At 71.7% G+C, this 19,169-nt stretch carries 15 protein-coding genes; 7 read left to right on the forward strand and 8 right to left on the reverse strand.

Going from position 1 to position 19,169, the window contains the following annotated elements; genetic code table 11:
- Positions 1–26 precede the first annotated feature (26 nt).
- Together AB0M92_RS06975 and glgB are read left to right on the forward strand one after the other, a co-directional pair.
- Positions 27–1,493, forward strand: coding sequence for a maltokinase (locus AB0M92_RS06975; RefSeq protein ID WP_366101039.1), 1,467 nt, complete (start codon positions 27–29; stop codon positions 1,491–1,493).
- Positions 1,490–3,778, forward strand: coding sequence for a 1,4-alpha-glucan branching enzyme (gene glgB / locus AB0M92_RS06980; protein ID WP_366101040.1), 2,289 nt, complete (start codon positions 1,490–1,492; stop codon positions 3,776–3,778). The genes AB0M92_RS06975 and glgB overlap by 4 nt, the downstream gene beginning before the upstream one ends.
- Here the strand turns inward: glgB and trxA are convergent.
- Both trxA and AB0M92_RS06990 read right to left on the reverse strand, forming a co-directional pair.
- A complete protein-coding gene (gene trxA / locus AB0M92_RS06985; protein ID WP_366101041.1) occupies positions 3,768–4,139 on the reverse strand; it encodes a thioredoxin in 372 nt (123 codons plus the stop codon). The genes glgB and trxA overlap by 11 nt on opposite strands.
- The gene (locus AB0M92_RS06990; RefSeq protein ID WP_366101042.1) at positions 4,136–4,549 is read right to left on the reverse strand and encodes a MerR family transcriptional regulator; all 414 of its coding nucleotides are present in this window, start codon (positions 4,547–4,549) and stop codon (positions 4,136–4,138) included. Before AB0M92_RS06990 ends, trxA begins: the two co-directional genes overlap by 4 nt.
- A gap of 294 nt (positions 4,550–4,843) precedes the next feature.
- Between AB0M92_RS06990 and AB0M92_RS06995 the strand changes: the two genes are divergently transcribed.
- Positions 4,844–5,536 (forward strand): helix-turn-helix transcriptional regulator, encoded by a 693-nt coding sequence (locus AB0M92_RS06995; RefSeq protein WP_366101044.1) that lies wholly within the window; start codon positions 4,844–4,846, stop codon positions 5,534–5,536.
- A 21-nt stretch (positions 5,537–5,557) separates the two neighbouring features.
- On the opposite strand, the gene AB0M92_RS07000 is transcribed toward AB0M92_RS06995, so the two are convergent.
- Both AB0M92_RS07000 and AB0M92_RS07005 read right to left on the reverse strand, forming a co-directional pair.
- Positions 5,558–7,576 carry a hypothetical protein gene (locus AB0M92_RS07000; protein ID WP_366101045.1) on the reverse strand — a complete coding sequence of 673 codons (2,019 nt, stop codon included), beginning with the start codon at positions 7,574–7,576 and terminating at the stop codon, positions 5,558–5,560.
- A gap of 247 nt (positions 7,577–7,823) precedes the next feature.
- Positions 7,824–8,849, reverse strand: coding sequence for an ATP-dependent 6-phosphofructokinase (locus tag AB0M92_RS07005; protein WP_366101047.1), 1,026 nt, complete (start codon positions 8,847–8,849; stop codon positions 7,824–7,826).
- 310 nt (positions 8,850–9,159) lie between these two features.
- On the opposite strand from AB0M92_RS07005, the gene pta reads away from it, so the two are divergent.
- The 3 genes from pta to pyk all read left to right on the forward strand — a co-directional run bounded on the left by pta (position 9,160) and on the right by pyk (position 14,013).
- Positions 9,160–11,253: a phosphate acetyltransferase gene (gene pta, locus AB0M92_RS07010; RefSeq protein ID WP_366101048.1), complete on the forward strand. Its 2,094-nt coding sequence runs from the start codon at positions 9,160–9,162 to the stop codon at positions 11,251–11,253.
- Positions 11,254–11,302: 49 nt separating this feature from the next.
- Positions 11,303–12,520, forward strand: coding sequence for an acetate kinase (locus AB0M92_RS07015; protein WP_366101049.1), 1,218 nt, complete (start codon positions 11,303–11,305; stop codon positions 12,518–12,520).
- A gap of 62 nt (positions 12,521–12,582) precedes the next feature.
- Complete coding sequence (gene pyk / locus AB0M92_RS07020; RefSeq protein ID WP_366101050.1) at positions 12,583–14,013, forward strand: pyruvate kinase; 1,431 nt, start codon at positions 12,583–12,585, stop codon at positions 14,011–14,013.
- A gap of 107 nt (positions 14,014–14,120) precedes the next feature.
- Here pyk and AB0M92_RS07025 read toward each other — a convergent pair whose 3' ends face one another.
- The 4 genes from AB0M92_RS07025 to AB0M92_RS07040 form a co-directional block, all read right to left on the reverse strand.
- Positions 14,121–15,410 carry a hypothetical protein gene (locus tag AB0M92_RS07025; RefSeq protein ID WP_366101051.1) on the reverse strand — a complete coding sequence of 430 codons (1,290 nt, stop codon included), beginning with the start codon at positions 15,408–15,410 and terminating at the stop codon, positions 14,121–14,123.
- Complete coding sequence (locus AB0M92_RS07030; protein ID WP_366101052.1) at positions 15,400–15,939, reverse strand: DUF6114 domain-containing protein; 540 nt, start codon at positions 15,937–15,939, stop codon at positions 15,400–15,402. The genes AB0M92_RS07025 and AB0M92_RS07030 overlap by 11 nt, the downstream gene beginning before the upstream one ends.
- Positions 15,940–16,046: 107 nt before the next feature.
- Positions 16,047–16,697, reverse strand: coding sequence for a DUF6230 family protein (locus tag AB0M92_RS07035; protein ID WP_366101053.1), 651 nt, complete (start codon positions 16,695–16,697; stop codon positions 16,047–16,049).
- 573 nt (positions 16,698–17,270) lie between these two features.
- A complete protein-coding gene (locus AB0M92_RS07040) occupies positions 17,271–18,278 on the reverse strand; it encodes a tetratricopeptide repeat protein (protein WP_366101054.1) in 1,008 nt (335 codons plus the stop codon).
- Between the two features lie 240 nt (positions 18,279–18,518).
- Between AB0M92_RS07040 and AB0M92_RS07045 the strand changes: the two genes are divergently transcribed.
- Complete coding sequence (locus tag AB0M92_RS07045; protein WP_366101055.1) at positions 18,519–19,145, forward strand: TetR/AcrR family transcriptional regulator; 627 nt, start codon at positions 18,519–18,521, stop codon at positions 19,143–19,145.
- Positions 19,146–19,169: the final 24 nt, after the last annotated feature.

The following is a 19,169-nucleotide window of genomic DNA, read 5'->3' on the forward strand; positions in this document are numbered from 1 at the left end:
ACGGCCCGGGGAAAGGACGCGACGCCATGTCGGAGGCTGCATCCGCCGGGACGACGAGCACGACCGGACTCAGTCCGCTGGAGCCGATGCTCCGGGACTGGCTGCCGCTCCAGCGCTGGTTCGCCGGCAAGGGGCGGCGCATCGGCCGGCTCCGGATGATCTCGGCGGCCGATCTGTTGCCGCCGGGGTCCTCCCCCGGACTCGTCCACCTGCTCCTCGACGTCGACGGCGACTGCTACCAGCTGCTGCTCGGCGTGCGCCCCACCCTGCCGCCGGCGCTGGCGCCCGCGCTGATCGGACGGGCCGAGCAGGGCCCGTACGCCGGCCAGTGCGTCTACGAGGGGCTGGGCGATCCGCGGCTGGCGGCGCTGCTGCTGGAACGATTGCGCGCTCCCGGCACCCTCGGCCCGCTGCGCTTCGACCGCGATCCGAGGGTGCTGATCCCCGCGGCGCTCACCCCGCGGCCGTTGTCCGGGGAACAGACCAACTCCTCGCTGATCTACGGGGATTCCTACATCCTGAAGGTGTTCCGCCGGGTCGGCCCCGGAGTCAATCCGGACCTGGAGCTGCCGAGGGCGCTGGCGGCCGCCGGATGCGCCCGCGTCCCCGCGCCGGTCGCCTGGTACGAGGCGGCGCTGCCCGGTGGAGAACCGTTGACCCTGGGCGTGCTCCAGCCCTATCTGCGCGGCTCCGACGACGGCTGGCAGCTCGCGCTCGGCCGGCTGCGCTCGGGGGACGACTTCACCGCCGAGGCGCACGCGCTGGGCCGGGCCACCGCCGAGGTGCACAGCGCGCTCGCCGCCGCGCTGCCCACCGTCGCGCTGGGTCCGGAGCAGACCGCCCGGCTCGCCTCCGGGATGACGGCCCGGCTGGCGGCCACCGCCCGCGAGGTACCCGCACTGCGGCCGTACGAGGCGGGGCTGCGCGGGGCGTTCGACGCGCTGGCCGCCTCCCGCGGGGCCGGGGTTCCCGCCCAGCGGATCCACGGGGACCTGCACCTGGGCCAGACCCTGCGCACCGCCGACGGCAGCTGGGCGCTGATCGACTTCGAGGGCGAGCCGGCCCGGCCGCTGGCCGACCGGCGCCGCCCCGAACCCGCCGTCCGCGACATCGCCGGGATACTGCGCTCGTTCGACTACGCGGCCCGCTCCCACCGCCCGTTCGCGCCCGCCTGGGCGGACGCCTGCCGGGCGGCGTTCTGCGAGGGCTACGCCCGCACCACCGGCCGGGACCCGCGCGAGGACCTCGTCCTGCTGCGCGCGTACGAGACCGACAAGGCGGTGTACGAGGCGCGCTACGAGTCCCGGCACCGCCCCGACTGGCTGCACGTCCCGATGGCCGCCATCCGCAGGCTCGCCGCCGGCGCGGACCGGGGATTCGGCCGGGCGCAGCCTGGCGCCGCGTCCCCCGGTGCCGGGCCCGCCCCCGCAGAAGGCTTCCCCTCCCGCTCCCCCCACCCCCGCCCGCAGCCGCCTAGGAGGCCGCACACGTGAGCCCCGCCCGTCAGTCACCCTCGACCAACCCGCCGCCCGCGTCCCCGGCTCCGGCCGCGACGGCGCCGCGCAAAGCCACGGCACCGCGCGCCCGCAGGGCTCCAGCGCACGGGGTACGGCCGGCGCCCGCGCTCGGCGCCGAGGAACGGGCCCGGCTGCTGGAGGGCCGCCACCACGACCCCCACGGGGTACTGGGCGCCCGGACGCGCCGGGACGGAGTGGTCTTCCGCGTGCTGCGCCCGTACGCCAAGTCGGTCACGGTCGTCGCGAAGGGGCTGCGGGCCGCGCTCCACGACGACGGCGACGGGCTGTTCTCGGGGCTGCTGCCGCTGTCCGGCGTACCGGACTACCGGCTGCTGGTCGCCTACGACGAGGACGAGATCGAGGTGCACGACCCGTACCGGTTCCTGCCCGCGCTCGGCGAGCTGGACCTGCACCTGATCGGCGAGGGCCGGCACGAGGAGCTGTGGACCGCGCTCGGGGCCCGGCCGATGGAGCACCAGGGCGTGGCCGGCACCCGGTTCACGGTGTGGGCGCCGAACGCCCAGGGCGTCCGGGTCACCGGCGACTTCTCGTACTGGGACTCGGTCGCCCACCCGATGCGCTCGCTGGGGTCGAGCGGCGTGTGGGAGCTGTTCCTGCCGGGGGTGGGCGAGGGCGCGCTGTACAAGTACGACATCACGCGGCCGGACGGCGGCCACACCCTGCGCGCCGACCCGATGGCCCGCGCGGCGGAGGTCCCGCCGGCCACCGCCTCGGTCGTCACCGCCTCGCACCACGAGTGGCAGGACGAGCAGTGGATGGCGCGGCGCGCGGCCCGCCCGGCGCACCAGGCCCCGTTCTCGGTGTACGAGCTGCACCTGGCCTCGTGGCGGCCGGGGCTCTCGTACCGCCAGCTGGCCGAGCAGCTGCCCCCGTACGTCAAGGAGCTGGGCTTCACGCACGTGGAGCTGATGCCGGTCGCCGAGCACCCCTTCGGCGGTTCGTGGGGCTACCAGGTCACCGGGTTCTACGCGCCGACCTCGCGGATGGGCGGTCCGGACGACTTCCGGTTCCTGGTGGACGCGCTGCACCGGGCCGGGATCGGGGTGATCGTCGACTGGGTGCCCGCGCACTTCCCGCGCGACGAGTGGGCGCTCGCGGAGTTCGACGGTCGGCCCCTGTACGAGCACCACGACCCGCGGCGGGCCGCGCACCCGGACTGGGGGACGCTGGAGTTCGACTACGGCCGCAAGGAGGTCCGCAACTTCCTCGTCGCCAACGCCGTGTACTGGTGCCAGGAGTTCCACGTGGACGGCCTGCGCGTGGACGCGGTGGCCTCGATGCTCTACCTCGACTACTCGCGGGGCGAGGGCGAGTGGACGCCCAACGAGCACGGCGGCCGGGAGAACCTGGACGCGGTCGGCTTCCTCCAGGAGATGAACGCGACGGTGTACCGGCGCTGCCCGGGCGTGCTGACGATCGCGGAGGAGTCCACGGCGTGGGGGGGCGTGACCCGGCCGACGGACGGGGGCGGGCTCGGCTTCGGCATGAAGTGGAACATGGGCTGGATGCACGACACCCTGCGCTACGCGACGAAGGACCCGGTGCACCGCAAGTACCACCACCACGACATGACGTTCGGGATGATCTACGCGTACAGCGAGAACTACGTGCTGCCGATCTCGCACGACGAGGTGGTGCACGGCAAGGGCTCGCTGGTGTCGAAGATGCCCGGCGACTGGTGGCAGCAGCGGGCCATACACCGTGCGTACCTGGGCTTCATGTGGGCCCATCCCGGCAAGCAACTGCTGTTCATGGGGCAGGAGTTCGCGCAGGGTTCGGAGTGGTCGGAGGCGCACGGGCCGGACTGGTGGCTGCTGGACTCCTCGTACACGGCGGCCGACGACCACCGGGGCGTGCGCGACCTGGTGCGCGATCTGAACCACACGTACACGGCCGCGCCCGCGCTGTGGGAGCGGGACACGGTGCCGGAGGGCTTCGCGTGGGTGGAGGCGGACGCGGCGGAGGACAACGTGTTCGCGTTCCTGCGGTACGCGCAGGACGGCTCGCCGCTGCTGTGCGTGTCGAACTTCTCGCCGGTGGTGCGGCACGGCTACCGGATCGGCGTGCCGCAGGAGGTGCCGTCCTGGCGGGAGGTCCTGAACACGGACCTGGAGCAGTACGGCGGCAGCGGGGTGCGCCATCCGCAGCCGTTGCGGCCCGAGCGCGTGCCCGCGCAGGGCCGCCCGGCGAGTCTGCGGATGACGCTGCCGCCGCTGGCGACGGTCTGGTTCAGGCCCTGACGGCGGCGCTGCCCGTGGCGGCGGCGCCGGTGACCTCTTCGAGCTCCTGAAGCAGCTTGCGCTTGGCGCGGGCCCCGACCATCTGCTTCACGGGCTCGCCGTCGCGGAAGACGAGCAGGGTCGGCATGGACAGCACCCCGTACCGGACGACGGTGGCGGGGTTGCCGTCCGCGTCGATCTGCACCACCTTGAGCCGGTCGGCCTCCTCGGCGGCGATGGCGGACAGTACGGGCGCGAGCTGCCGGCACGGCCCGCACCAGTCGGCGGTGAACTCCACGAGGACGGGCCGCCCCCGCTCGGCGAGCACCTGCGCCTCGAAGTCCTCGTCGGTCACTTCGGCAACACCCTTGGCGTGGATCACGTGGTTCCCCTCTCCTGCGTTCCGGTCATTTCACAGCGCGTCGACGCCGCCTCCCCGGCGGCGTCCTCGGCGGCGGCGAGCTGCCGCGCGACCTGCTCCCGTACGTCGGCCAGCTGGCCGATCAGAGCGTCGAGCTCGGCGAGCTTGCGCCGGTAGACGGCCAGGGACGCGGGACAGGAGTCCCCGGCGGGATGGCCGGCGCGCAGGCAGTCGACGAACGGGCGGGTCTCCTCCAGCTCGAAGCCGAAGTCCTGGAGCATGCGGATCTGGCGCAGCAGCCGCAGGTCGTCCTCGTCGTACGTGCGGTAGCCGTTGCCGGTGCGCCGCGCGGGCAGCAGTCCGCGCGACTCGTAGTACCGCAGGGTCCGCGTGCTGGTCCCGGCCCGCTCCGCCAGTTCGCCGATTCGCATGCCCCGACCGTAAGCCTTGACGCCGACGTCAAGGCAAGGCGCGGATCCGGGCCGAGGAGCGGGGGCCCGCCGGGATGGCGGTTCGGGAGACGGTGCGGGAGAACGGTGAACATCGTGCACGGGGGTTTCGCCCGGTCGGCCGGGACCGTACGCTGGGAAATGGATCTAGCGCTGTTCCGATTACCGGACAGTCGCCGCGAAGCTCGCGTACGGCGTCGAACTCCCTAGGACGTTCCTACGAGTTCTGGGCTTGTTTGAACGGTCTGTAGTCGCCACCCCTTGGGCACTCCTACGGTGTGCCCTGTGCACTCCAGCCCTCCCTTCAATGCCCCCGCCGCGCGTCGCCTCCGCGCAGCCCTGGGCATGGCTCCCGGTCATGTCGCCTATGGCCTGCGCGCCCAGTACGGACTGATCGTCGAGCCCGAGACCGTGATGGCCTGGGAGCGCGGTGAGATATCCCCGAGTTCCGCCGAGCTGACGGCGCTGGCCGGCGTGCTGTGGTGCGCCCCCGGCGAGCTGCTCGCCGAGCCCGTGACCCTGCGGGAGCACCGGATGGCCCGGGGCATGGCCGCGGACGAGCTGGCCCGGCGGATCGGGCTGGAGACGGCCGCGTACCAGAAGATGGAGGACACCGGGCGCTGGAAGGGCAACGAACGGCAGTCCGTGGCCCTCGCGCAGGTGCTCGGGCTCTCGCTGGCCCAGTTCGTGGCGGCGACCGGCAAGCAGGACGAGCTCGCCGAACTGCTGCGCAACGCGGTGACCACGCGCTGGCAGGCGTACGTGAAGCCGCTGGCCAAGCTGCTGCCGGTCCCCAAGCAGCACCTGGAGCCGGTCCTGGAACGGCTGCACGGTGACTACCAGTCGAAGATGGTGGCCACGCTGAGCTGGGGCGGCGCTTCGGGCGAGGCCGGCACGGGCGACGCGGGCCGCCAGTTCCTGGCCGACATCGTGGCCCACTTCTGGTCCTACGCCACCGGCCCCCGCTAGCGCGGGGGCCTTTCGCGGCCGCTACTTCAGCGGTGCGTACACCACGGTCGCGGCGGTGCCCGCCCGGCCGAGGTCCTGCCGGAGCCGGCCGGCCGTCTTCTGGTCCCCCACCAGGACGGTCGGCGGGGCGGGGCAGGAAGCGATCGCGCCCTTCAGCCGGCCGAGCGATGCCTGGTACTCCTTCTCGTCGACCGCTGCCGGGCCGCCGATCTTGACGTGGAAGACCTCGTAGAGCCCGACCATGGCGCCCGCCTGATGCGTCAGGATCTGGGCGAGGAACGTCGACTTCAGGTTCAGGTACGAGTCGTTGCCGTACAGGGCGATCACCGGGGAGGTGACCCCCTTCAGGTCGCGCCGGGTGAGGGCGTTCGCCGGCGGGCCGATGTCGGACTTGGCCTCGCCCCTGCCCCACTTCATCATCGGGCTGTCGTACCAGGCGGAGGGGTGGCCCCAGCCGGACGGCACCCCCCACTGGACGTTGCCGAACAGGGCGAGCGCGGCGGCCGTCGCGACGCCGGAGCGCAGCAGCAGGCCGGTGCGCCGGCGCAGCGGGGAGCCGCTCGTGCGGGCGGCGGGCTGGAGCATCAGTCCGATCACGCCGAGCGAGATCAGGGCGATCACCAGGCCGGCGGCGGTCAGCTTCTCGAAGTAGTACGAGTAGTAGCCGATGGTGAGCTTCTGCCAGGCACCAAAGACGCCGATCACGGCGGTCGCGCCAAGGACCAGGGCCAGGACCGTCTGCCCGGTGCCCGTCTTGCGGTTCACCGGCAGGGAGGCGGCCACCAGGGCCAGCAGCCCGCAGCCGATGAACACCGGGCGGTCGGGGATGACCATCGGTCCGGCCAGGTTCGAGGTCTTGGCGACGTCCAGCTTGGTCAGGACCGAGAAGACGCTGGGCAGTCCCGCGATCAGGGTGCCGCCGGCCAGGGCGCCGATGACCAGGCGACGGCGCGCGGCGAAGCGCCGGCGGTGGATCACCAGGACCGCGGCCAGGGTGATGCCGACGAGGACGCCGTAGAGGTTGTAGACGAAGGTCACCGAGACCAGCGCGGCCACCCCGACGAGCACGAACTCGGCCCGGCCCATGGCCGGCCGCACGAGCAGCGCCAGGGCGACGGCCAGGAACAGCAGGCCGATGGTCTCGGAGTCGAAGCCGCGCTCGACCAGTTGCGCCATCGAGCCCGACATCATCACGGCCGTCACGGTCGCGCAGACCGCGGCCGTGCGCCAGCCGCGCAGGCGCGGGCCGCCGATCCAGCGGGCGGCCCAGACGAGGGCGCCGCAGAACAGCGCGTAGGCCGCCAGGACGTACAGGAGGTAGCGGTGCGTCATGTCGAGGGCGGAGCCGCCGTCGGTCGAGGACTTGACCAGGACGTCGATCCAGGCCAGCAGGAAGTGCGAGCCCTGCGGGTAGACCGCCTCGGCCGGGGACATCATGTACGCCTTGGCGGCCTCCTGGTGGAGGAAGGCGTAGCCGCCGACGTGGTGGATGCCGTCGAAGTACGAGAAGTGTCCGAGCCGGTCCTCGGAGGTCACGAAGTACGCCAGCCGGTCGACGGCCGACTTCCCGGCCACCGGGTGGTGCAGGTAGCGCCAGACCACGGCCACGGTGGCGAGCACGAGGGCGTCCGAGCCGCGCAGGCGCAGCGGTATGTGGGGTCTGCGGCCGCCGAGCCAGCCGGTGACGGACAGGACGGTCAGCAGCAGTCCCGTGCCGGGGACGGGGGCCAGCCCCCACGGCCAGACGGAGAAGAGCAGACCGAAGGCCATCACCGCGCCGCACAGGAGGAAGGACGCGACCACCAAGCGGTCGAGAAGCCCTCCACCCACGCGGATCAGGGAGGCGATCGCCAGCACCAGGACGGGGATGAGCACCACGTCCAGGGAGAGCGTGTGGAGCAGGAGCGGAAGCGCCCAGGACAGGGCCACGGCCGCACCGAGGACGGGCCACCGCCTCCCGCCGTCGGCCCGCACTTCGGCCGGGCGCGGCGGCCGGACGCCGGCGGGCTTGCTTGTCGGAACGGCAGAGCGGGTGGCCACGGGAGACGGGCACCTTCCATCGAGCGGTGGGAGCGGATGACGGGGCCGGACACAACGGCCCGATCCGTCCACACGACTCGGCCACACACCCCAACCCCCGATCGGAAATCATATCGGCCGGGTGTGGGCGCGGGAGAAAGCCCCGGAGAACGGATCTCCGGGGCAGGGCGCTGCGGGGGCCTTCGGCCTGCGCGACTCAGGCCGAAGGTCCCGCCGGGGCGGGGCCTTCGGTCTGGTGCGGAGCGGGTCAGAAGACCGATTCGGCCTCGTACATGCGGTCCTCCGGGACCGTCTTCAGTTCGGTGACGGCCTGGGCCAGCGGGGCCATCACGATGTCGGTGCCGCGCAGGGCGGTCATGTTGCCGTAGTCGCCGCGGTGGACGGCCTCCACCGCGTGCCAGCCGAAGCGGGTCGCCAGGACGCGGTCGTAGGCGGTGGGGACGCCGCCGCGCTGGACGTGGCCGAGGATGACCGGGCGGGCCTCCTTGCCGAGGCGGTGCTCCAGCTCGACGGCCAGGCGGTTGCCGATGCCGGCGAAGCGCTCGTGGCCGTACTGGTCGATGGCGCCCTTCTCGTACGGCATGGAGCCCTCGGCCGGGTGCGCGCCCTCGGCGACGCAGATGACGGCGAACTTCTTCCCTCGGGAGAATCGTTCTTCCACCATCTTCACCAGGGCGTCCACCTCGAAGGGGCGCTCCGGGAGGCAGATCCCGTGCGCGCCGCCGGCCATGCCGGACTCCAGGGCGATCCAGCCCGCGTGCCGGCCCATGACCTCGACGACCATCACGCGCTGGTGCGATTCGGCGGTGGTCTTGAGGCGGTCGATGGCCTCGGTGGCGACCATGACGGCGGTGTCGAAGCCGAAGGTGCGGTCGGTGGTGGAGATGTCGTTGTCGATGGTCTTCGGCACGCCGACGACCGGCATCCCGGCGTCCGACAGCATCCGGGCGGCGGTCAGGGTGCCCTCGCCGCCGATCGGGATCAGGGCGTCGATGCCGTAGCGCCGCGCCAATTCCTGGGCGTTCTCGGCGGCTTCGTGCAGCCGCGCGCGCTCCATGCGGGCCGAACCGAGGATCGTGCCGCCACGGGCGAGGATGCCGCTGACGGCGTTGATGTCGAGGGGGCGGTGGTGCCCGTCCAGCAGGCCCTTGAAGCCGTCCTCGAAGCCGATGACTTCGTCCCCGTGTCCGACCACGGCGCGGTGCACGACCGAACGGATGACAGCGTTCAGGCCCGGGCAGTCGCCGCCTGCGGTGAGAACTCCGATACGCATCGTGCTGTGTCTCCTGCTCCTGGTCGTACCGGGCCGTTCGCGTGCGGGCGGACGGCCGTACATCCGAAAGGCGTCGTGTTCGTCATGGTGAAGCCTGTCCGATTGTTCCACGGGCCAGGGGTGCGGCGCTTTGCGCGCTGCTCCGCCCACCAGGCCTTTCGACCCCCGAGAACAGGCCTTCCCGGGGGGCGCCCTATCTGGCCGCCGAGGTATTGTCAAGAGGTCAGGCCCACCCTAACGGGGAAAAATCCACTACATCCACTGCATGTATGGCATTCACGACATCCACACGATGGGACGGAGACCACGCGTGACGCGCAGCGTGTACGTGACCGGTATCGAGCGGGGGGACGGCCGCCAGGTCGTCGAGCTGGGGATCATGGAGCTCCTGACCCGCCAGACGGCGCGGGTCGGCGTCTACCGGCCGTTGCTCCACGACGCACCGGACCGGCTCTTCGACCTCCTGAAGGCCCGCTACCGGATCGACCAGGACCCCCGGGCGGCCTACGGCATGGAGTACCACGAGGCCTCCGCCATCCTGGCCGAGAAGGGCACCGACGAGCTCGTGTCCCAGCTGGTGGACCGTTACCACCGGGTGGCCCGCGACTACGAGGTCATGCTCGTCCTCGGCACCGACTACGCCGACACGAACCTCCCCGACGAGCTGGCGCTCAACGCCCGCCTCGCCAACGAACTGGGGGCCGTCGTGGTGCCCGTGGTCGGCGGCACCAGGCACCCCGCCGACTCGGTGCGCGCCGAGGCCCAGAGCGCCTTCCGCGCGTACCGGAGCCTCGGCTGCCACGTCGTCGCGATGATGGTCAACCGGGTGGCCGCCGAGGACCGGGACGACATAGCCGAGCGGCTGGCCGCCCGGCTGCCCGTGCCCTGCTACGTGCTGCCGGACGACAAGTCGCTCTCCGCCCCGACCGTCGCCCAGATCACCCGGGCGCTCGGCGCCGAGGTGCTCCTCGGGGACGACGCCGGGCTGGCCCGCGACGCCGTGGACTTCGTCTTCGGCGGCGCCATGCTGCCGAACTTCCTGGGCGCCCTGACGCCCGGCTGCCTGGTGGTCACCCCCGGGGACCGCGCCGACCTGGTCATCGGGGCGCTGGCCGCGCACGCCTCGGGCACCCCGCCGATCGCCGGCGTACTGCTGACCCTGAACGAGCGCCCGGGCCCGGACATCCTGACCCTGGCCTCGAAGCTGGCGCCGGGAACGCCCGTGGTCTCGGTGGCCGGCAACAGCTTCCCGACGGCCGCCGAACTGTTCTCGCTGCAGAGCCGCTTGAACTCCGCGACCCCGCGCAAGCTGGAGACCGCCCTCGGCCTGTTCGAGCGGCACGTGGACACCGCCGAGCTGCGCGGGCTGCTGTCGGTGGCCCGCTCCGAGCGGGTCACGCCGATGATGTTCGAGCACGAGCTGCTGGAGCGGGCCCGCTCCGAGCGCCGCCGCGTGGTGCTTCCCGAGGGCACCGAGGAGCGCGTGCTGCGCGCCGCGGACGTGGTGCTGCGCCGCGGGGTCTGCGACCTGACCCTGCTGGGCGAGGAGCAGGCGATCCTGAAGAAGGCCGCCGACCTGGGCATCGACATCTCGGGCGCCCAGCTCATCGACCCGGCGACGTCCGCGCTGCGGGAACGGTTCGCCGAGTACTACGCCCAGGCCCGCGCCCACAAGGGCATGACGGTCGAGCTGGCCCTCGACGTGGTCACCGACGTCAACTACTTCGGCACTCTGATGGTCCAGGAGGGCCTCGCCGACGGCATGGTCTCGGGCTCGGTGCACTCCACGGCCGCGACCATCCGGCCCGCCTTCGAGATCATCAAGACGAAGCCCGACGCCTCGATCGTCTCCTCGGTCTTCTTCATGTGCCTGGCCGACCGGGTCCTCGTCTACGGGGACTGCGCGGTCAACCCGGACCCGGGCGCCGAGCAGCTCGCCGACATCGCCGTGCAGTCGGCGGCGACCGCGGCCGCCTTCGGGGTCGAGCCGCGGATCGCGATGCTCTCGTACTCGACCGGCACCTCGGGCAGCGGCGCGGACGTGGACAAGGTCCGCAAGGCCACCGAGATCGTCCGCGCCCAGCGCCCCGATCTGCTGGTCGAGGGACCGATCCAGTACGACGCCGCCGTCGAACCCTCGGTCGCCGCGACCAAGCTGCCCGGGTCGCAGGTGGCCGGCCGCGCGAGCGTGCTGATCTTCCCCGACCTCAACACGGGCAACAACACGTACAAGGCCGTGCAGCGCTCGGCGGGCGCCGTCGCGGTCGGCCCGGTGCTCCAGGGTCTGCGCAAACCGGTCAACGACCTCTCGCGCGGCGCGCTGGTGCAGGACATCGTCACCACCGTGGCGATCACCGCCATCCAGGCGCAGGGCGCCCGGACCGCGCCGGCGCCGACCGCCTGACCACCCGTACCGCCCCGGCCACCCCGCTTCCGAACGAAAGACGCCCATCGTGACCACCGCATCGCGCGTACTCGTCCTCAACTCCGGCTCCTCGTCGGTGAAGTACCAGCTGCTCGACATGGCGGACTCCGCCCGCCTGGCCGTCGGCCTGGTGGAACGGATCGGGGAAGGGAGCTCGCGCCTCGTGCACGAGCCGCTCACCGGTCCGGGCGCGGAGGGCGGCAAGCGCGAGCGGCTCGGCGCGATCGCGGACCACGCGGCCGCGCTGCGGGCCGTCGCGGCGGAGCTCGCCGCCGACGGGCTGGGCCTGGACTCCCCCGAACTGGCGGCGGTCGGGCACCGGGTGGTGCACGGCGGGACCCGGTTCACGCAGCCGACGGTGATCGACGACGAGGTGCTGGCGGAGATCCGCAGCCTGATCCCGCTCGCCCCGCTGCACAACCCGGCGAACGTGACCGGCATCGAGGTGGCCCGCTCGCTGCGCGCGGACATCCCGCAGGTGGCGGTCTTCGACACGGCCTTCCACTCGACGATGCCGGAGCACGTGGCCCGGTACGCGATCGACGCCGCGACGGCGGAGAAGTACGCCATCCGGCGGTACGGGTTCCACGGCACCTCCCACGCGTACGTCTCGCGGGCGACGGCCGCGCTGCTCGGCCGGCCGGTGGAGGACGTGAACGTGATCGTGCTGCACCTGGGCAACGGGGCCTCGGCCTCGGCGGTCCGCGGCGGGGTGTGCGAGGAGACGTCGATGGGGCTGACCCCGCTGGAGGGTCTGGTCATGGGGACCCGTTCGGGCGACCTGGATCCGGCGGTCGTCTTCCACCTGGCGCGGGTGGGCGGCTTCTCGGTGGATGAGATCGATTCGCTCCTGAACAAGAAGAGCGGTCTGCTGGGCCTGTGCGGCGACAACGACATGCGCGAGGTGCTGCGGCGGGCGGGCGAGGGCGACGAGTCGGCGCGGCTCGCCTTCGCGGCGTACGTCCACCGCTTGAAGAAGTACATCGGCGCCTACTCGGCGGTGCTCGGCCGGGTGGACGCGGTGGCGTTCACGGCGGGGGTCGGCGAGAACGCGCACCAGGTCCGGGAAGCTGCCGTCGACGGCCTCGCGGAGCTGGGGCTCGCGCTGGACCCGGAGGCCAATGCCGTGCGCTCTTCGCAGCCGCGGCTGGTGTCGCCGGATGACGCGCGGGTGGCGGTGGCCGTGGTCCCGACGGATGAGGAACTGGAGATCGCCACCCAGGCGTACGCCTTGGTTACCCGTTAGTCACTTGGACTTTCCACCAGACGGAATATTCCGCTACGAAACAAACGGATAGGATCCGCTCCATGCGCCGTTCCAAAATCGTCTGCACGCTGGGCCCCGCCGTCGACTCGTATGAGCAGCTGAAAGCTCTCATCGAGGCAGGTATGAACGTGGCCCGATTCAACTTCAGCCACGGATCCCAGGCAGAACACCAGGAGCGGTACGACCGCGTCCGGAAGGTCTCCGAGGACACCGGGCGCGCGGTCGGCGTCCTCGCCGACCTCCAGGGCCCCAAGATCCGTCTGGAGACCTTCGCCGAGGGCCCCGTCGAGCTGGTGCGCGGTGACGAGTTCACCATCACCACCGAGGACGTCCCGGGCGACAAGTCCATCTGCGGCACCACCTACAAGGGTCTGCCGGGCGACGTCTCCAAGGGCGACCAGGTCCTGATCAACGACGGCAACGTCGAGCTCCGGGTGACCGAGGTCGAGGGCCCGCGGGTCAAGACCATCGTCGTCGAGGGCGGTGTCATCTCGGACCACAAGGGCATCAACCTGCCGGGTGCCGCCGTGAACGTCCCCGCCCTGTCGGAGAAGGACGTCGACGACCTGCGCTTCGCCCTGCGGATGGGCTGCGACATGGTCGCCCTGTCCTTCGTCCGCGACGCCAACGACGTCAAGGACGTCCACAAGGTCATGGACGAGGAGGGCCGCCGGGTCCCCGTCATCGCCAAGGTCGAGAAGCCGCAGGCCGTCGAGAACATGGCGGCCGTGGTCGACGCGTTCGACGCGGTCATGGTGGCCCGCGGCGACCTGGCCGTCGAGTACCCGCTCGAAAAGGTCCCGATGGTCCAGAAGCGGCTCATCGAGATGTGCCGCCGCAACGCCAAGCCGGTGATCGTCGCGACCCAGATGATGGAGTCGATGATCACCAACTCCCGCCCGACGCGCGCGGAGGCCTCCGACGTCGCCAACGCGATCCTCGACGGCGCCGACGCGGTCATGCTCTCGGCCGAGTCCTCGGTCGGCGCATACCCGATCGAGACGGTCAAGACGATGTCGAAGATCGTCACGGCGGCCGAGGAGGAGCTCCTCTCCAAGGGCCTCCAGCCGCTGGTCCCGGGCAAGAAGCCCCGTACCCAGGGCGGCTCCGTCGCCCGCGCGGCCTGCGAGATCGCGGACTTCCTCGACGGCAAGGCGCTCATCGCCTTCACGCAGTCCGGTGACACCGCCCGCCGGCTGTCGCGCTACCGCGTGACCCAGCCGATCCTGGCCTTCACCACCGACGTCAACACCCGCAACCAGCTCACGCTGAGCTGGGGCGTCGAGTCCTACATCGTCCCGCACGTGGACACCACCGACGCCATGGTCGACCTGGTGGACGGCGAGCTGCTGAAGCTGGGCCGCCACAACGCCGGCGACACGATGGTCATCACCGCCGGCTCGCCCCCCGGCGTCCCCGGCACGACCAACATGGTCCGCGTCCACCACCTGGGCGGCCAGTCCCAGGCCTGACCCCCGCCGCGCCACTGCCGCACAGACCGAGGGCGGCACTCCGGACCCCTGACGGGGACCGGGGTGCCGCCCTCGGTGCGTTGCGCGCGGCGCGGGGCCGTACGGGACTACTCGGGCGGGCCTACGTAGTTGTGCAGGCCCGGGACCGTGAGGGTGCCGCCGAACTGACCGGCCTGGACGACCTTGACGTTCGAGAAGAACGCGAACGGGACGTTCAGGGGCGGCGGGCTGTTCGGGGTGAACTCGATCGGGATGAGGCCGAAGAGGTTCCCCTTGAGGCTCTCCGTGTACATCGTCACCGTGCCGCCGCGGATCTTGGAGGTGGAGCCCGGGCGGGACTTCAGGTGGGCGACGTTCCCGGTCGTGCCGACCGTCTGGTAGAGGTCCTTGATGTCCAGCGAGTCCGCCGTGAACTTCAGGACCTTCTTCGTCTTGCCGCCTGCCGTCTTCACCTCGACTATGCCGTGGTAATCCAGGCCGTAGAGGGTCAGCAGCGAGCTGTCGAGGTACCAGGGCTCGTCCGGCAGGAGCGGGATGCCCGGCTCCAGTTCGGCGTCGGCCAGCGCCTTGGCGTCGTACGTCGGGCAGGGGAAGGGTTGCTTCCCGTCCGCGTCCTTCGCCTCGTCGGACGTGGACTTGTCCTCGTCGTCCTTCTTGCCCGTCTCGTCCTTCGGCTTCTTCTCGGTGCCCTTGACGTCCTCGGACAGCTCCTTGACGTCGACGCCGGCCTTCTTCGCGGCGTCGCGGATCGCGTCCGCGGCCGGGTCGGGGGCCGGCTTGGTCACCGGTGGCGTCACCGGTGGCGTCGTCGGGGCCGACTTCGTGGGCGTGGGCGTCGGCGTCGGGGTCGCCGACGGGCCGCCCAGGATCGGATGGGTGATGCCGTCGACGACGCCCTTGACCTTGTCGCCGATGCCGAGCGGGTCCAGCGGGTTCGGGGTCTTGGACGGGGACGGTGTGGCGGCCGGTCCGGCGGGGGCCGAGGGGGCCGTCTGCTTCGACGCCGTGGAGGACTCCGCCGACTTGCTGGCGGACGGCTTCGGGGTCGTCTTCGGCGCCTTCGACGCACCCGGCGAGGGGGTCGCGGAGGGCGACGAACCCGGCGAGGGCGACGTGGACGCCGACGGGCTCGGAGAAGCCGACTCCGCGGGTTCGTCGGACCGCGTCACGCACGGGCCGGGCGCGAAGGGGATCTCCTCGTCGGCGAGCGCCAGCTTCGGCGCCATGCCCATCCCGACGAAGACCGCGGTCGGCATGGCCGCCAGGGCCATCGTCTTGCCGACGGGTATCTGGATCTTGTTGAGCAGCGACTTCCGGGGCGCGGCGTGCCGCGGACCCCTTCGTTCACGGGACTCTGCGCTCGGGGTCACGTCCCGCTGCGTCTCGTCACCCCGCACTGTTCCTCCCGCCATCGGCATGGGCAGTCGTCTCTGTCGCGTAAGCCGTTTCCGTGTCGCGGGGACCGGGGACCCCCGGGGAACCTTCCGTGAACTGCTCCGCCTTGGCCGGCTCCGCACCTTCCGGCTTGCCCGGCGCCCATGCCAGGGCGAGGGCTCCGCCGATCAGGGAGAAGAGGAAGCCGAGGAAGAAGCCGCCCAGGTTGGACACCGGCAGGGAGACCAGCGCGAGCAGGATGGACGCCACTCCGGCGAAGACCCGGATGCCCTGCTGGAACCAGAGGGCGAGGCCGAGGGTGATCAGCAGGACGCCGATGATCAGCGAGCCCGCGCCCGCGGTCGTCGCCATGGCGATGGTGACGTTGCCCAGCCGGAGGTCCGCGTACGGGAAGTACGCGATGGGAACGCCCCCGATGAGAGTGAAGAGGCCCGCCCAGAAGGGCCGGCCACCACTCCAGGCGTGGAAGCGGTGGTACACCGCGGTGAGCCATGCGTCGTCTGCGGCGCGAACCGGGGCCTGGGGGTTCATGGACAACAGCTCCCTGGAAACGGTGGTACGGAGAACTGGGGGAGCCCGGCGGGACGGGCGGCGGCCACGGCCGCCACCCGCCTCCACCGGTCACGCCCCGGGACGGACTACTTCTCGTCCTGGTAGCACGGCTGGTCGCCGCTGAGCAGGCGCAGCTTGAGGTCGGGCAGCGTGAAGGTACCCGCCGTCGTCGCCCACGCCTTCTGACGCACGTTGGTCAGAACGGCCTTCTTGGCGCGCTGCGAGAACAGCGAGCCGTTCGCCACCGTGCCGGCCTGCGGCGCGGTGGGGTGCTTGTCGTCGGCCGCGGCGCCGACCGCGACACCGATGTCCAGGTCGGTGAACGTGGCGTCGGTGTCGAGCTCGGCGACATCCAGGTAGATGTTCTCCGCGACGGCGGGCTTGCCCTTGTTGCCCGTCCGCAGCTGCATCGTGATGTTGCCGAGGCCCGGGATCGGGGTCACCAGGGACTGGCACATGTTGGTGATCTCGGCGTGACGGAACCCGGAGATGGTGACCGGGTGCGCCGCGTCCTTGCCGTCCAGGCCCTTGCCCTTGGCGACGCTGCCGTACTGGAGCAGGTCGTCACCGTCGAGCTTGTCGGCCGAGACCTTGAAGTCCTGGCCGGAGACGCTGAAGGACGCCGCGAGGGCACCCTGCGCCAGACCCACACCGACCGCGGCGGTGGCCGCGATGCTCGGCACCATGACGAGCGCGAAGCGCTTCCATCTGGTCCCGCCACGAACCTGAGAACTCATTATTCGTTCCTCCTTCTCGGACGTACATCTCCGGTCCGGGCCGTACCCGTCCTGGGATGGGAGAAGTGCTACGTCCTCGGGAAGGAGCGCAGGCGGCCGAGCCGCGGCACAGCCGCGTCCGATACACCGGCGTCCACCCCCGAGCGACAACCACTGGGTCACGCGTTCGCGCAACCAGGAGGACAGGCTCCGCCGGTGTGGCGGAGACCCCCCTGTCCCACGGCCGGCACCCCTGGCGCCGGCCGGCCCGGTGGGGACCCTCCGCCGCGGCTCCGATGAGCGGGACTGCGGGAAGGACCGAGCGTCGCCGATCGTGGTCCATTACAGGCCGGGGCACAAGGGGGTTCGTTACTGGCGGGTAACGGCAAGATAACCGGGGATCGACCCGGCGCCATCGGGCGACGACGCTGGGTGTCACCATGGGCCACGACAGAGCGGTCGATTCATGAACACACCGGACAGTTCACGGGGTTCCACTTACTGCGAGTAACAGCAGCCGCATTTACCAAGTTTTGGCAAAGTGCGGCTGCTGTTTATCTACGTGTCAACAAATCGTCGGCACTGGGGTCGGGGCTAGAACAGCACCCGCGCGAGCGCCGTACGGGCCGCCGCCACCCGCGGGTCGTCGGCCCCGATGACCTCGAACAGCTCCAGCAGCCGGACCCGTACCGCGTCCCGGTCCGCGCCCACCGTCACCCGGACCGTGTCCACCAGGCGCCCGAAGGCGTCTTCGACGTGACCGCCGACCAGGTCCAGGTCCGCCGCGGCGATCTGGGCCGCCGGGTCCTTCGGGTCCTCGGCCGCCGCGGCGCGCACCGCCTGCGGGTTCATGTCCTTGACCCGGGCGAGCAGCTCGGCCTGGGCCAGGCCCAGCTTGGCCTCGGTGTTGGCCGGGTCGTCGGCCAGTACGTTCTTGTACGCCTGCACCGCGCCGCCGAGGTCACCGGCGTCCAGCGCGACGACGGCCGCTTCGAGCAGCGCGTCGTACGGGCCCGCAGGGGCCTCGGCCGCACCCTCGGCCGGGATGCCCGCGGGGCCCCCCTCGGCGTTCGGGTCCACCTCGATGCCGATGATCCCGAAGCGCTCCTCGGCGACCTGGACCAGCTGGGCGAGGGTCTCGCGGATCTCCTGCTCGGGGGCCACGCCCTGGAACAGCGGCAGCACCTGGCCCGCGACCACGGCGAACACGGCCGGAATGCCCTGAATGCCGAACTGCTGCATCAGCATCTGGTTGGAGTCGACGTCGACCTTGGCCAGCAGGAGGCGGCCGTTCGCCTCGACCGTCAGGCGCTCCAGGAGCGGGCTGAGCTGCTTGCAGGGCTCGCACCACTCGGCCCAGAAGTCCAGGATGACCGGGACCTCGGCGGAGAGCTGGAGGACGTCGCGTTCGAAGCCGGCCTCGTCGACGTCGATCACGAGCGCGGACGGCGGCACGGCACCGGCGGACGCGGGCGCGCCGCCCTGGGCGGCCTGCCGGGCCGCTTCGGCACGGGCCTGCTCGGCCTTCGCCTTGGCCTCGCCGGCCGCCTTCACAGCGGCGAGGTCGACGACGCCGCTCATGGACATGTTTCTGGGCTGCATGCGTACATCCTCCCCCGTGTGCGCGCGCCGACGAAAAAGATCGGCCGAAATGCCTTCTTGAGTACCCTCGGTGGTGCGTTGTTGGCGCCGGGTCCCCACCTGGCGCCGGTAGCTTCGCGTGGTCGTCGCTCTTACGCTACGAGCCGTAGCGTAACTCCCCGCGCCGCTTCGCGCCCCGTGATCTGAACCACAGCATTTCGGAGCCCGCCGCCTTGGCTACCGACGGGTATGGTCTCGGCCATGCGCAACGCCAGCCCCCCGACCGGACGCACCGGCCGCCCCCGCAGCGCCGCCGCGGACGCCGCGATCCTCGCCGCGACGCGGGACGCGCTGGTCGAGCTGGGCTGGTCGAAGCTGACGATGGGCGACGTCTCCACCCGGGCCGGGGTCGCCAAGACCACCCTCTACCGCCGCTGGGCCGGCAAGAACGAGCTGGTCGTGGACGCCGTCGCGGAACTCTTCGACTCCCTCGAACTCCCCGACCGCGGCTCCCTCGAAGCCGACATAGAGGACGTGGTCCTGCAGTTCGCGGCGCTGCTGCGGCGGCCGGAGGCCCGTACCGCCCTGATGGCGGTCGTGGCCGAGTCCACCCGCGACGAAGCCCTGCGCGACCGCATCCGGTCGGCGATCGTGGATCGGCAGAAACGTCTCGTCGTACTGGGTCGCGAACGGGCCCAGGCCCGCGGCGAACTCCCGTACGAAGAGGACGAGGAGCTCGCCTGCCGTACCACGGACCTGATCTTCGACGTGATCGCGGGCACGGTGGTGCACCGCGCCCTGGTCAGCTCCGAACCGGTGGACGAGCTGTGGGTGGCCACCTTCACGGCCCTCCTGATGCACGGCCTCCAGGGCCCCGCCCACGCCTGACGCGCCGAAGGCCGGCCGCGGGCC

The sequence above is a fragment of the Streptomyces sp. NPDC051582 genome, assembly GCF_040681715.1.
Taxonomy (GTDB): domain Bacteria; phylum Actinomycetota; class Actinomycetes; order Streptomycetales; family Streptomycetaceae; genus Streptomyces.